Origin of the sequence: Williamsia sp. 1135 (assembly GCF_002095395.1) — a bacterium.
Taxonomy (GTDB): Bacteria; Actinomycetota; Actinomycetes; order Mycobacteriales; family Mycobacteriaceae; genus Williamsia.
Genome location: NZ_MJEI01000085.1, coordinates 69,859 through 83,146 on the forward strand (window position 1 = coordinate 69,859; position 13,288 = coordinate 83,146).

Consider the following 13,288-nt stretch of genomic DNA (forward strand, 5'->3'; position numbering starts at 1 on the left):
ATGACTCATTGCCCGCGGCCGATGATCCGGGACAACAATGGCTTCAGGACCAGTCCGCCGAGGCGTTCGTAGGCACCCCCGGTGAGCCGCCAGGTGAGGTCGATGAGCCGGCCGTCGAGACCGACCACGATCCGGCGGCGATCCTGGGCAACCCCGGAGAGAATGGCTCGCGCTGCGCCTTCCGGACTGGACGCAGGCAGGATGTCATCGAATGCCTTTGTCACCCAACGCTGTACCTGCGTGTCAGGAAAGACTGCGTCCCGGGCGACGGCGGTGTTGACCGCCCCCGGGTACACCAGATGCGCGTGGACCCCGGAGCCGGAGACCGCGAGTTCGTGCTGCAGGGCCTCGGTGAATCCGCGTACCGCGAACTTCGACGCCGAATAGGAACTCTGCATCGGTGATGCGAGGAGTCCGAAAGCGCTCGAGGTGTTGACGATGTGGCCGCGGTCGCTGCGACGCAGATGGGGCAGGAACGCCTTGGTGCCGTTCAGTACTCCGCCGAAGTTCACGTCGAAGACACGCTTGCCGACGTCGTGGGGTTCGGACGCGACATCGATCACCGCCGTCTGCCCGGCGTTGTTGAAGACGGCGAGAGGAACTCCCATCGAGGCCACCACATCGTCGGCGAATGACGCGACCGCGTACCGATCGGCGACGTCGACGATCGTGGTACTGACCCGCCGTGCTCTGGAACGGCAGGTGGCGGCGGTCTCCTCGAGGCCGCCCGAGTCGATGTCGCAGAGAGCGAGCGCCGCACCCGAGGAGGCCAACTGCTGCGCGAGGGATCGGCCCATCCCTGAGGCCGCGCCGGTGACCACGACAGTCTGGTCGTAGAACAGGGCGCGGGCGGAGTCCGGGGTGCGGCGAGGAGGCATGGAGTGGAGGTACCCAGCGCCCGGTGTTTAAACGCCGCTCACGCGGCTACCCAGGCAGGCATGACAACCTCTGACGCCGTGGTGATCGGTGCCGGGCACAACGGCCTGGTCGCCGCGGCCAACCTGGCCGACGCGGGCTGGGACGTCACCGTCCTCGAAGCGCAGTCGCACGTCGGAGGAGCCGTTCGCAGCGCTGAGCTCTTTCCTGGATACACGAGTGACCTGTTCAGCGCGTTTCATCCCCTCGCCGTGTCGTCGCCGGCGTTTCGTGAACTCGACCTCGAGTCGTATGGGCTGCGGTGGAGTCACGCGCCCATTCCGTTCGGTCACCCGGCCGGTCCCGGCGACAGGGACGCGGTGGTGGTCCACCGCGATGCCCACGACACGGCAGAGCACTTCGCGCAGTACGACAAGCGGGACGGCGAGACCTGGTTGCGGCTGGTCGAGCAGTGGACGTCGGTGCGGTCGGCCGTCATCAACACGCTGTTCGGCCCGTTTCCGCCGGTGCGCGGCCCGGTGTCCCTGCTGCGTGCCCTCGGTGCCGGAGGTTCTCTGCGCTTCGCGCGTTTTCTGCTGTTGCCCGCGAACCGGATGGTCACCGAACTGTTCCATAGCGAACAGGCTCGCCTGGCGATCCTGGGCAACGCGATGCACGCGGACATCCCCCTCGATGCGCCCGGCAGCGGCGTGATGGGCTATCTGCTCACGATGCTGGCTCAGGACACCGGTTTCCCGGTGCCCGTGGGTGGCGCCGGAGCCCTGACCGACGCGCTTGTCCGCAGATGTGAAGCCGGTGGTGTCCGGATCGTCACCGACTGCCGGGCGACCGGAATCGAAGTCGGTTCCGGGAAGGCGACCGGCGTCCGGACGGCAGATGGCGGACGATGGAGTGCGCGGCACGCGGTGATCGCCGACGTGGCTGCGCCCACACTGTACCGGGACCTGTTACCCGCCGATGCGGTGCCGGCTCAGGTGCTGGCCGACCTCGAGAACTTCGAGTGGGACGCCCCGGTCGTGAAGGTCAATTACGCCCTGGGTGGCAAGATCCCTTGGAACTGTGCCGATCTCGGACGAACCGGCACGGTCCACCTCGGTGCCGACCGGCGCGGCATGATCCATTGGATGGCCGACCTCAACACCGGTGTCGTACCGCGGACCCCGTTCCTGCTCTTCGGTCAGATGACCACCTCCGATCCGAGCCGTTCTCCAGCCGGAACCGAAAGCGCCTGGGCATACACGCATCTGCCGCGCGACGTCGCCGATCGGGAGTCCGCGGAAGTCCTCGAGGGCCGCGTCGATGCGGTACTGGAGGCTCATGCGCCCGGTTTCGGTGAACTCATCGTCGGGCGGCATCTGCAGACTCCGGCGGACCTGCACGCTGCGGACGAGAATCTCTTTGCCGGTGCGGTCAACGGCGGAACCTCGCAGCTCTATCAACAATTGGTCTTCCGTCCGTCGCCCGGACTCGGGCGCGCCGAAACGCCTGTGGGCCAACTCTTTCTGGGTGGGGCGTCCGCCCACCCGGGTGGAGGTGTGCACGGGACCTGTGGCCGTAACGCGGCACGTGCAGCGCTCGCCTCTCAGGGTGTGCGCGGGATACCGCGCCGCTTCATCACCGGCAAGACGATCGATCTACTCAACAACTGACGAAGGGACACCTCATGATCGGCGTGACTCACGAGACCTCCGCGACCCCTGCCCAGGTGTGGTCGATCCTGTCCAACGGATGGCTGTACTCGTCCTGGGTGGTCGGTGCCTCCCGCATCCGCGACGTCGACAGCAACTGGCCGCAAGAGGGCTCCAAGATTCACCATTCGGTGGGGGTCTGGCCCGTGCTGCTCAACGACGAGACGGTCTCGCTCCAGTCGTCGGCGGGGCACCTCGAACTGTCTGCCCACGGCTGGCCCGCCGGCACTGCCCGGGTGAAAGTGCATGTGGAGAAATCCGGCAAGGGTTCACTGCTGACGATGGACGAGTTCGCGGAAACCGCGCCGGTGAAGTGGATCCCGACCAACGCGCAACGCCTGGCCACGTCCCCGCGGCTCAAGGAGTGCCTCCACCGGTTGGCCCTGCTCGCCGAGAACGGCGCCGCCAGCTCGTAAACCCAGGTGTTGCAGGCAAACCCACGTGCTGCAACACCGGGGTCTGCCTGGAGCGAGTGGGTTTGTCTCCGGGCTATTCGATCTTGGCGCTACGGAGTTCGTGACCTTTCGAGGTCAGACACCGCCCGCTGCTCAGATCCCATGACCAGCCGTGCAGATTGCACGTCAGCTTGTCGCCCTCGATGACCCCGAACTTGCTCAGATCGGCTTTGAGGTGTGGACACCGGCGCTGAATCTTCCAGCCATCCTTCTCGATCGACGACGAATCGTCGTGCGCTTCACTGAACCAGCCGTCCGCGTACGCAATTCGTTCGTCGGTCAGGCACTTGAAGAAGGTGTAGAGGAACTCGTTGTAACCGCCGATGCGCCAGGTGGTGAAACGGGTCGAGAGGAAGATCGTGTTGACCCAGTCGGGCTCGTTGTCCCGCAACACGGTACGGACCAGTTCGGGTGCGATCCGGAAGCCGTAGCGGTACTTGCCTTCCTTCTCCTTGGGCTCGCGGACGGTGCGGTTGGGGAAGTCGAGGACCACGGTCTCGTCTCCCATCACCAACCCGACGGGATATCCGATGCCGTCACAGATCAGATCGCTCTGGGCCATGATCGGCTCGAACAGCTCCTTCAGGGGCGCCAGTAGCGGGTCACCCTGCGCGGGTGCCCAGGTCGCCTTCTGCGCGGCGATGACCGGCGCGAACTTCTGTGCCATCTTCTCCAGGTATGCGGCCTTGTTCTCCCCGAACACCTGCTCCGGCGGGTAGGGATGTGAGATCTCGTTCAGCTGCGATCCGGTGAGGTCGACCGTCGATCCGGAGACCATCATCAGTCCGCGATGCTTCACGCCGTCGTCGGTGCCGTGTTCCTTCATCTGATCCAGGAACGTCTCCTGGTCGGGGAAGATGCAGGTGGGATCGTTCTCGATGTCGTTGAGGTAGCGCAGTTCGTCGTCGAGGAACATCGGCGGGCCTGCCGACGGCACGACCCAGGTGGCGCCGACCTGCTCGATGTACGACCGGGCGCGGTCCATGCCGCGCTGCCGTTTCTGCGCGGCGAAATTGGCCTTCGACCGTTTCGGGATGTCGTAGACCATCGGATACCAGATGGCGCCCGAATACTGCAGCAGATGGATATCGATGTGGCCGAACTGCTCGGCGATGACGTCGAGGTCGACCGGCCGGGCGTCGTTCATGTTGAAGACGGTGGTCTCGCCGTCGCTGACCACCAGACCGCTGTCACCGATGGGCCCGTCGGCGGGCGCCCGCAGGGCGACGATCATGATCTCGAGGCTGCCCTTGTCGCCCGTGACCGTCGTCTTGACCGAATCCTCGGTCTCGACGAACTTGTGGAACCCGATCTCTTCGAGCGCGCGCTTGAGATCGGGGACCGGGTAGTCCGGCAGCAGGACGGTGGTGTCCTTGTTCACGTGATCGCGCAGGTTCTGCTCGTCGAAGTGGTCGCGGTGCAGGTGACTGACGTAGAGGTAGTCGCAGTTGCCCAGCGACGGCCAGTCGAGTTCGGTGTTGTCGGGAAAAGGCACCCACGACGCGAAGTACGCAGGGTTCACCCACGGGTCGCACAGGATCGACCCTGCGGCTGTCTGGATGTGGAATCCCGCGTGCCCAACGCTCGTGACCTGCACGTGTTGCCTCCAAAATTGTGGTGCTTGGAACGTCCACCAGAGTATCGACCAGTTGATGGGAGTCGAGTGTCAGCCAACGCTAAGCTCGCTGCATGGAACCGGTCTACGACACTGTCATTGCCGTCGCACGTTCGCTGTGGGCGGCGGAAGGACTGAAATTCACGGTGTCCGGTGTCGAGAACGTACCGAAGACCGGAGGCGCGGTGATCGCGGTGAATCACACCGGATACCTCGACTTCACCTATGCCGGATTACCCGCGTTCCTGCAGGGCAAACGCAAGGTCCGGTTCATGGCGAAGAAAGAGGTCTTCGACAACAAGATCAGCGGTCCGATCATGCGCAGCCTCAAACACATCCCCGTCGACCGTGGCGCCGGAGCCGACAGTTACCGCGCCGCGGTCGAATACCTGCAGCGTGGCGAGCTGGTGGGTGTTTATCCCGAGGCGACCATCAGTCGGAGCTTCGAAATCAAGGCGTTCAAGTCCGGAGCCGCGCGGATGGCGCAGGAGGCCGGCGTCCCGATCATCCCGACCGTGATCTGGGGTGCGCAGCGGGTGTGGACAAAGGGCCACCCGAAGCGGCTGGGACGGACCAACACCCCGATCTCGATCGGCGTCGCGGAGCCGGTCGAGTCGACCGGTGATCCGGCCGAGGTGACGTTGCGCCTACATCAGGTGATGAGTGAGCAATTGCGCACTCTGCAGGAGACGTATGGCCCGTATCCACCCGGAGAATATTGGGTGCCCGCGCGCCTGGGCGGCGGTGCGCCGACCCTCGAAGAGGCCGATCAGATGGATGCGGACGAGCAGGCGGAGAAGGCAGCGAAGCGTGCTGCGGCGAAGAGGGACCAGCAGGCCGGCTGATCGCCCCGCCGATGCGGGTCCTCAGTCCTCGACAGGCTTGGCGAGGTTCCATTCGAGGTGAACGATGGTGCCGTCGGGACCGGGCTTGATCCGGGGGTGATCGGACAGCGCCTGCATCAGCGGGATCCCGCGTCCGCGCAGTCGGCTGGTGGTCGGGGTCGGCTCCTGCCAGTGACCCTGGTCCTGCACGGTGACATGAAGTTGCTGGTCAGCGGGATGATAGGTGGCGCGAAGTGTCATCGTGCCCGGCGAATCACGATCGGCGTACGCGTGCTCGACGGCGTTCGCCAGGGCCTCGTAGGCGGCAAGCGTGATGGCGTCGGCGCGGTCGCCGGCGCTGGGAACGTGCTGCGCGAGCCACTCCGCGAGAAGCTGGCGCAATTGCGTGGCCGACATCGGATCCGCACTCACGTCGGAATACGTGAGTTGCAGGCCCTCGGTCGGCGAGTTGGTCATGATCAGATCGGCACCCACGCACCACTGGTACCCATGAGCGGCTCCTTTTATGCGGAATAGGGATCGTCACGTTCTTCGGCGAACTGAGCAGCAGCTTCGTCCACGGTCGAATACATGGTGATCGTTTCATCCAAACCGACCAGGCGCATGGGGCGCGCGGTGGCCGGACCGTCTGCGACGACGCCGAATCGGCTCGTCGGTGCGATGTTCTCATGCGCCGTGACCAGAGCGGCCATGCCGGCCGACGACAGGAAGTCGACCGCGGTGATGTCGATGATCAAACCCGCCGGAACCCCGCTCATGGCCTCTCGAACCGCGTCGGCCAACTGCGGAACGGTGAGTATGTCGATGCTGCCGCGGACGGTCAGCACGACCAGACCGCCGGTGCGGTCGGCGGCGATGGTCAGGCCGTTGCCCGGGACGTCTGTGCTGCCGCGGACGACTGGTGAGAGCCCGTCGATCGAATCCATCGATACCCCCTTGCTCGGCTGACATAGACACAACACGTCCGCCGCGAGGTCGCGGGGACGTATGCGGCTGCTAGTTGAACCGACGGACTCCATATTTGCATATTCTGCGTGCCCGTCGACCGGATGGTGATCTTTGCCGTGGGTGGGGGAGGCGTGATGCGGTGGCCGCGGAATCCCGACCACGTGACGTTGCGTCGAACCTACTGTGCGCGTGCAGAACTTGGCGAAAAAAGTTTGTGCGTAGGTATTGGCAGTCCAAGGCGACGAGTGCTAAAAAAGTAATCGCACAGTGATTTGTCGCCCGCCACGGTGGCGGGCCCGAGTGAGGAGATGGAGGTGGGTTGCTGTGCTGCGTTTCGACCCGTTCAGTGATGTGGATTCCCTCGCCCGAGGTCTGCTGGCCGGTCAGCAGATCGGTTCGACGAGGACGCCCCGATTCATGCCGATGGACCTGTACAAGGTCGATGACCACTACGTCTTGACCGCTGACCTGCCCGGAGTCGACCCGGGTTCGGTCGACGTGAGCGTCGACAACGGGACCCTGACCCTGACCGCCCACCGGTCATCGAGGTCGGAGGAATCGGTCGAGTGGCTCTCCAGCGAGCGCTTCTACGGCTCCTATCGGCGCCAGCTCACCCTCGGCGACAACATCGACACCGCAGGCATCAGCGCCGGCTACGAGAACGGCGTGCTGACGGTGACCATCCCGGTCGCCGAGCGGGCCAAGCCGCGACGAATTGAGATCGAACACGCCGACACGATGAGGTCCATCGATCCGGTGTCGACGTCTCCTGACTGATCTGAGCCCGAAAGCTGTTGGTCTTCGGCTGTTTTGGGACAGGGTAGGAGGTGAACGATTGGAAGAGAACTCTGCTGTGGTCTGGCCTGATCCGAGTCCCCTGCACGACTGGTGGACCGAGGTCATGTCCGCACGCTCGAAGTGAGAACGCGTGAAGACGGGTTCTGTGCCGCTGAACTAGGCTCGTCGGCATGGAACCCGTCTTCCGGGCATTGGAGATCACCGCCCACGCGCTGACCAAGGCGCAGGGTCTGAAGATCACCTTCATCGACGTGGAGAAGTTGCCGGCGACCGGCGGCGTCGTGCTGGCGATCAATCACACCGGATATCTGGACTTCCTGCCGGCAGCGCTCGGCGTGCAGCGTCGGGGTCGGCGCGTGCGGTTCATGATCAAGGCCGAGATGCAGAAGATTGCGATCATGCGGTTTCTGATCAAACACACCCGTACGGTCCCGGTCGATCGCTCCGCCGGAGCGCAGGCCTACCTTCTCGCCGTCGAGACCCTGCGCAGCGGCGAGGTGGTCGGTGTTCATCCCGAGGCCACCATCAGCCGCAGCTTCGAGATCAAGGACTTCAAGACCGGGGCCGCGCGGATGGCACTCGATGCCGAAGTCCCCATCGTCCCGGTCATCGTCTGGGGTGCTCAACGCATTGCCACCAAGGGTCAGCCCCGTCACCTGGGTCGCACCAAGACCCCGATCATCGTCAGGTTCGGCGACCCCATCCGCCCCCATGCCGGGGCGGGCGACGACGCCGTAGAGCTCACGAACCGCCTGAGAGCCACGATGCAGCAGGTGCTGCTCGACGTTCAGCAGCGGTATGGCGAGCACCCGGCAGACGCCTTCTGGGTGCCGTCGCGTCTCGGTGGCGGTGCTCCGACACTGGCCGAGGCCGACGCCCTCGACGTGGCCGATGCGGCTGCCCGGCGGGACAAACGGCAAGATGGGTGAAATGCCGCACCCAGAACTCGTCGGGCCACCAACGCTGATCGCCAGTGACGTGGACGGCACACTGATCGACGACAACAACGTCGTGCCCGAGTTGGTACGCACCATGATCAGCAGAGCAACTGCCGCCGGCGCGACATTCGTGATCGCAACCGGCCGCCCACCGCGGTGGATCGCGGAGATCACCGACCAGATCGACATCCAGCCGTTGGCGGTGTGCGCCAACGGGGCCATCGTCTACGACACGGCGAACGACACCATCCTGCATTCGGCGACCCTGGGGCCGCAGGTGCTGACCAAGCTCGCCGAGCTCGCGTACGAACAGATCCCCGGTTGTGGGCTGGCCGTCGAACGGGTGGGCCGCAGTGCCCACGACGCCGCGACCCCACCATTTGTCGCGACCGCGGGCTACCAGCACGCCTGGCTCAACCCCGACCACATCGAGATGAACGAAGCGGATGTGTTGTCGGAGAACGCCGTGAAGATGCTGGTGCGGCGACCAGACATGAGCAGTGACGAGATGGCGCGGCGACTGACCGCAGTGGTCGGCGACATCGCCGACGTCACCTTCTCGACCGACAACGGCCTGATCGAACTCTCGGCCCCCGGTGTCAGCAAGGCACATGGCCTGACCACTCTTGCCGAACTACGAGGTCTCCCCGTCGACGCGTCCGTCGCCTTCGGTGACATGCCCAATGACGTCGAGATGTTGCGTTGGGCCACCAGAGGTTTCGCGATGGCGCACGGTCACCCCGCGGCGCTCGCCGCCGCCGACGAGGTCGCGCCCGGCAACAACGAGGGCGGCGTCGGGCAGGTCCTCTCCCGCTGGTTCTGACACCCCGGAATTGGTGGGTTCTGGCGAGCAAACCCGCAGGTCGCGCTCGCCAGAAGCCACCAAGATCGGGTCAGCCGGCGGGTGCTGTGGTGGGCGCCGGCGCCGGGGTGCCGCGCTGCTCGTTGTAGCTGTTGGTGAACTCGTCGACGTAGGTCCGCAGCACCTGGACGATCCCGGTGATGAGGTTGAAGAACAGTGTCCCGCCCTGGAACGTCTGACTCACGCCGTCGGGACCCGTGGTCTCAGACGAGGTCGGCAACCCAAGTGAGGAGTTCTCGAATCCCATTGCACCCCAGGCTTTCGCGATCGCGCCCTGGATGACCTGGGCGCCGGTCGCCTCGGACCAGTAGATCTTGCCGTTCTCGAAGTCCGCGTACTTCGCGGTGCCGTCGGGTGTGGTCTGCTCGACGGTCGTCGCGTTGCCCAGGGTGCCGGTGGGTCCACCGGTCGCGACCCACTGTTGGGCGATGGCACCCTGATCGGTGGTCGAGAGGACCTCCGGAGTGGGCGCCGGCGCGACAGGCAGAGCGCCCGCACCCGCTGCGATCGCACGGATCTGGGGCAGCGCCTCGTATCCGTACTGCCCGGGGCAGGCGGTGCTGTAGAAGTCGCGGTGACCACTGATGATCGGCAGGGTCGCGGTTTCACCCGCGGCGTACAGGCCGCCGTCGAAACCGCGAGAGACCACCGAGCCGGTCCCGTTCGGGTCTTTCCCGGCCAGGCGCATCCGCCAGCCGAGGTAGGTACCGGCCGAGTTGATCATCTCCGGGGTCGGGGCGATCTCGTCGAGGTTGCCCATGAGCGACAGGCCCATCGTGTCGTCGTTGAAGCCGCCGGTGTGGGTGCCCTGGACGTTCTTGTCCAGGCCACCGAAGGTGCCTTCGAAGATCTGGCCGTACTTGTCGACCAGCACGTTGTAGCCGATGTCGCACCAGCCCAACGTTTGTGCGTGGTACGCGTAGATGCCGCGCACGATCTCCGCGGACTGCTCACGGGTGTAATCGTTGGTGCCCGCGGTGTGGTGCACCACGGTCTCCTTGAGCTCTGGGTCGTACGTCGGCTCGGAGCAGCGCATCGATTCGTCGGCACCCCACTGGGTGCGCGTGATGACCTGAGGTTCACCCGTCGGTGCCGGGATTCCCGGGAGTACCGGGGCCGCAGGTGCTTCGGGGGCCGGCGGTGCTGCCGGGTCCACGGGCGCAGCCGGGTCGACAGGCGCCTGCGCGCCCTCGGTCGAACCTGTGCCGGGCGAGATCAGGGCTGCGCTGAGCGTCGACACCACCTGCTGCAGCGGGTCGGCGCCGGGAGCGCCGGTCGTGGTCAGCATCGGTTCCTGTTTGGGTGTGAATGCCTGCGGCACAACTTCACCGGAGGTGACGGTCGAGGTCGGGACCGAGGTGTCGGTTCGTTTGGGTACCGGTGGCGTCGTGAAGGTCGTCGATGATGTGGGGCCGGTCGACGATGTGGGGCCGGTCGAGTCTGCCGGGCTCGAGGACTGCGCCGGGCCGTTGCTCGTCGCGCCCGGTGCCGCGACACCGTTGTCGGTGACAGCGATCTGAACGAGATTGGTGCGACCGACCCAAACAGGTTCGGTGCCCTGCTTGTTCGGATCCTTCTCGCTGACTCCGTCGGCCTTGTCCGCAGAGATCCACGGACCCCAGGTGCCATCGGGCTTCTTCGCCCGGACGTAGGCGGTGGTGTTGGCCACGCCCTCCCACGTCAGGCCCACCATCGAGAACGCGTTGTCCTGGCTCACCTCTTTGACGATCGCGCCCTCCGGGGTACCCGCGGGTGCGTCGGTGCTCGGTGTTGTCTCCGGCCCGGTGGTGCCCGGGGGTGTGGTCGTACCGCCGGGCGTGCTCGGTGCGGTGGTCGACGGGAGTGCGGGCAGGAGCTCTGTCGGGATCAGGCCCGGCGGGATCTGCAGCGGGATGTCCGGGAGATCGATGCCGGAGACATCGATCGGGGGAAGGGTGACCCCGGCGTCGGCGAGACCGGACTTCACCAGGTTGAGGACGATTGTCGGTACGTCGTCCAGGCTGACCTGGCTGATCGTGGTCGGCGTCAGCGCCGACGCGGCCGGTGGCTCGCTCGGGTCGACGGCGATCGTCGGCGCGCTGCCGCCGATCAGGACCGCGAGCGGGCTCGCGACCACAACGGCGGCAACCGTGCCAAGGATGATCGATGGCTTCGGTCGGCGGTAGCGCACGTGGTTCTCCTTGATATGTCGCACCTGGTGGTTCGTGGTCTTCACCGCCATCGGCCGGGCACGCCAAAGGAGGCGTCCGGGCAGATGTCGACTTCCCCATCGACTTGTCAGACTTCGAAAGCGTGTCCGTTACGCGCCCCGAAGTCCACGACCCCGCCCGGCGTGGCGTGAAACTTGTGATGCTGTTGTTATCGCGTGGGACTTCTGTGACTCAAATTGAGCCACTACTGTCACTTGAGTCCCACTAGTCACAAATCGCGGCTGTCGCGTGCGTCGACCGGGGCGAACTCGAGAAGGGACACCCATGCCGCGTATTCCAGGGCTGTACACAACTCGACCCATCGGGGGCCGAGCTGCGTACGGTGCCCGGCTGCGCAGACCGGCTGCCGCCGGGGTGGCCCTGATCCTCGCCGCGGGAGCTGCTGTCTGGGCCGTACCCCAGACAGTCGATTCGGATGTGTCACTCACCGTCGGCGGTGAGGTCACACTGATCGGGCATGGCAACGGGCATGGCCGCGGGATGGGCCAGTGGGGAGCGTTCGGCTATGCAAAACAAGGCTGGACCTCGACTCAGATATTGAGTCACTACTACGGCGGCACCACCGCGGGGAAGGTGGACAACGTCGACGTCTCGGTCATTCTCACAGGTGAGACGTCGGTCAATGTCTTCGCGGACGCCGGTTTGAAAGTTGGTGATGTGGTGGTGGCGCCCGGACAGGCCGTGAGTCTGTCGGGTTCCACCGCCACCATCACCACCGGGTGCGGTGGCGGCGCGTTGCAGTCTGTGGAAGTGCCCAGGCCACTGGTCTCACCGATCACCCCGGGACCCGGACGGCCCGACCCCGAACTCCTCAAGATGTGCGGTTCCAACGCGACGTTCCGCGGCTCACTCGGTCTCGACGGCGGCCGGGTCATCAACGTGCTGCCCCTCGACGACTACGTCAAAGGCGTGCTGCCCAAAGAGATCTATCTGAATTGGGCAGACGAAGGGGGTGCCGAGGCGCTCAAGGCACAAGCCGTCGCAGCCCGCACCTATGCGCTCGCCTCGATCGACATCAGCAAACCGATCGACGACACCCAGAACTCCCAGGTCTATGGCGGCTTCGGGGGTGAGGACCCACGCTCGAATGCGGCAGTCGATGCGACTGCGGGCATCGTCCTGAACAAAGCGGACGGCAAACCTGCGTTCACCGAGTTCTCTTCATCCACCGGTGGCGCCACCGACGGCCGGGACTTCCCGGCGGTCATCGACGACGGTGATGCGATCTCTCCGTTCCACGACTGGACGGCAGCGGTCTCCTCCGACAGCATTGCGTCCGCCTTCGGCGTCGGCTCCCTCACCGGTTTCGAGGTGATCGAGGCCTACGGGATGGGCGCCGAGAACGGCCGGGCGGCCAAGGTTCGCATCAGTGGCACCGGCGGCACCGTCGAGGTTCCCGCGCAGGAAGTGCGCACCAAACTCCAACTGCGGTCGTCGTTCTTCTCCGTGCAGGGCCAGGAGTCCAAGCCGGCCATCGTGGCGCCACCGGCAGGCGTCGGGGGCAACGCCCCCGCTGTGCCGGTTCCGGGTGTCGTGCCGGGAATCCCTCCGCTGACCCCGTCCGCCCCGGGTGCCACCGGCGACACCCTGAGCCAGTTGCTCGCACTCGCGGAGGCAGCGATCGGCGGCAAGTTCTCTGAATTGGGCGGTAGCTCGGGCCTACTCGGGGCGATCCTGGGGCCGGTCGAGGCGACGCCGTCGGGAACGGGTGCGGTACAGCAGTTCCAGAACGGATCGGTCTTCTTCGGTCCCGAGAGCGGAGCGCATGCGCTTGGTGGGCTGTCGTTGCTCAACTTCGTGTTGCAGGGTGGGGAAAGTGTGCTCGGCCTTCCGCTCGAGGACTCGCTGAGCACGCTGGCCGGACCTCTCACGCAGATCTTCCAGAGCCGTTTCGCGAACGGCATCCTCGAGGTCGATCCGACCACCGGACTCGCTACCCGCAGATGATTCGCACCACATTCAGCCCCATATGACGGCTTCGAGGGCAATGCGGGCTGTTGCAATTTGAACGTAGTTGGCCGGTTCGGCGTCGGCTTGTCTAGCCGGTTTGTGG

The 13,288-nt window shown here is 65.5% G+C and carries 12 protein-coding genes; 7 read left to right on the top strand and 5 right to left on the bottom strand.

Going from position 1 to position 13,288, the window contains the following annotated elements:
- Nucleotides 1-5: 5 nt before the first annotated feature.
- On the bottom strand, nt 6-878 hold the full coding sequence (locus tag BFL43_RS10685; protein WP_084892522.1) for an SDR family NAD(P)-dependent oxidoreductase: 873 nt from the start codon (nt 876-878) through the stop codon (nt 6-8).
- Nucleotides 879-938: 60 nt separating this feature from the next.
- On the opposite strand from BFL43_RS10685, the gene BFL43_RS10690 reads away from it, so the two are divergent.
- Both BFL43_RS10690 and BFL43_RS10695 read left to right on the top strand, forming a co-directional pair.
- Nucleotides 939-2,525 (top strand): NAD(P)/FAD-dependent oxidoreductase, encoded by a 1,587-nt coding sequence (locus BFL43_RS10690; protein ID WP_084892523.1) that lies wholly within the window; start codon nt 939-941, stop codon nt 2,523-2,525.
- Between the two features lie 14 nt (nt 2,526-2,539).
- Entirely contained in the window at nt 2,540-2,980 is a 441-nt protein-coding gene (locus tag BFL43_RS10695; RefSeq protein WP_084892524.1) for an SRPBCC family protein, read from the top strand.
- 73 nt (nt 2,981-3,053) lie between these two features.
- Here BFL43_RS10695 and BFL43_RS10700 read toward each other — a convergent pair whose 3' ends face one another.
- The gene (locus BFL43_RS10700) at nt 3,054-4,616 is read right to left on the bottom strand and encodes a Rieske 2Fe-2S domain-containing protein (protein ID WP_084892525.1); all 1,563 of its coding nucleotides are present in this window, start codon (nt 4,614-4,616) and stop codon (nt 3,054-3,056) included.
- A gap of 92 nt (nt 4,617-4,708) precedes the next feature.
- Between BFL43_RS10700 and BFL43_RS10705 the strand changes: the two genes are divergently transcribed.
- Complete coding sequence (locus BFL43_RS10705) at nt 4,709-5,479, top strand: lysophospholipid acyltransferase family protein (RefSeq protein WP_084892526.1); 771 nt, start codon at nt 4,709-4,711, stop codon at nt 5,477-5,479.
- Nucleotides 5,480-5,500: 21 nt separating this feature from the next.
- Here the strand turns inward: BFL43_RS10705 and BFL43_RS10710 are convergent, their stop codons facing one another.
- On the bottom strand, nt 5,501-5,953 hold the full coding sequence (locus tag BFL43_RS10710) for an ATP-binding protein (protein WP_084892527.1): 453 nt from the start codon (nt 5,951-5,953) through the stop codon (nt 5,501-5,503).
- A 29-nt stretch (nt 5,954-5,982) separates the two neighbouring features.
- Nucleotides 5,983-6,405: an STAS domain-containing protein gene (locus BFL43_RS10715; RefSeq protein WP_084892528.1), complete on the bottom strand. Its 423-nt coding sequence runs from the start codon at nt 6,403-6,405 to the stop codon at nt 5,983-5,985.
- A 346-nt stretch (nt 6,406-6,751) separates the two neighbouring features.
- Here BFL43_RS10715 and BFL43_RS10720 point away from each other — a divergent pair, with 346 nt between their 5' ends.
- The 3 genes from BFL43_RS10720 (at nt 6,752) to BFL43_RS10730 (ending at nt 8,986) form a co-directional block, all read left to right on the top strand.
- Nucleotides 6,752-7,204 (top strand): Hsp20/alpha crystallin family protein, encoded by a 453-nt coding sequence (locus BFL43_RS10720; protein WP_084892529.1) that lies wholly within the window; start codon nt 6,752-6,754, stop codon nt 7,202-7,204.
- A 191-nt stretch (nt 7,205-7,395) separates the two neighbouring features.
- Nucleotides 7,396-8,154: a lysophospholipid acyltransferase family protein gene (locus BFL43_RS10725; RefSeq protein ID WP_084892530.1), complete on the top strand. Its 759-nt coding sequence runs from the start codon at nt 7,396-7,398 to the stop codon at nt 8,152-8,154.
- Between the two features lies 1 nt (nt 8,155).
- Nucleotides 8,156-8,986 (top strand): Cof-type HAD-IIB family hydrolase, encoded by an 831-nt coding sequence (locus BFL43_RS10730; RefSeq protein ID WP_084892546.1) that lies wholly within the window; start codon nt 8,156-8,158, stop codon nt 8,984-8,986.
- Nucleotides 8,987-9,056: 70 nt separating this feature from the next.
- Here BFL43_RS10730 and BFL43_RS10735 read toward each other — a convergent pair whose 3' ends face one another.
- Nucleotides 9,057-11,195 (bottom strand): N-acetylmuramoyl-L-alanine amidase, encoded by a 2,139-nt coding sequence (locus BFL43_RS10735; RefSeq protein WP_168176602.1) that lies wholly within the window; start codon nt 11,193-11,195, stop codon nt 9,057-9,059.
- Nucleotides 11,196-11,499: 304 nt separating this feature from the next.
- Between BFL43_RS10735 and BFL43_RS10740 the strand changes: the two genes are divergently transcribed.
- On the top strand, nt 11,500-13,182 hold the full coding sequence (locus tag BFL43_RS10740) for a SpoIID/LytB domain-containing protein (RefSeq protein WP_084892532.1): 1,683 nt from the start codon (nt 11,500-11,502) through the stop codon (nt 13,180-13,182).
- Nucleotides 13,183-13,288: the final 106 nt, after the last annotated feature.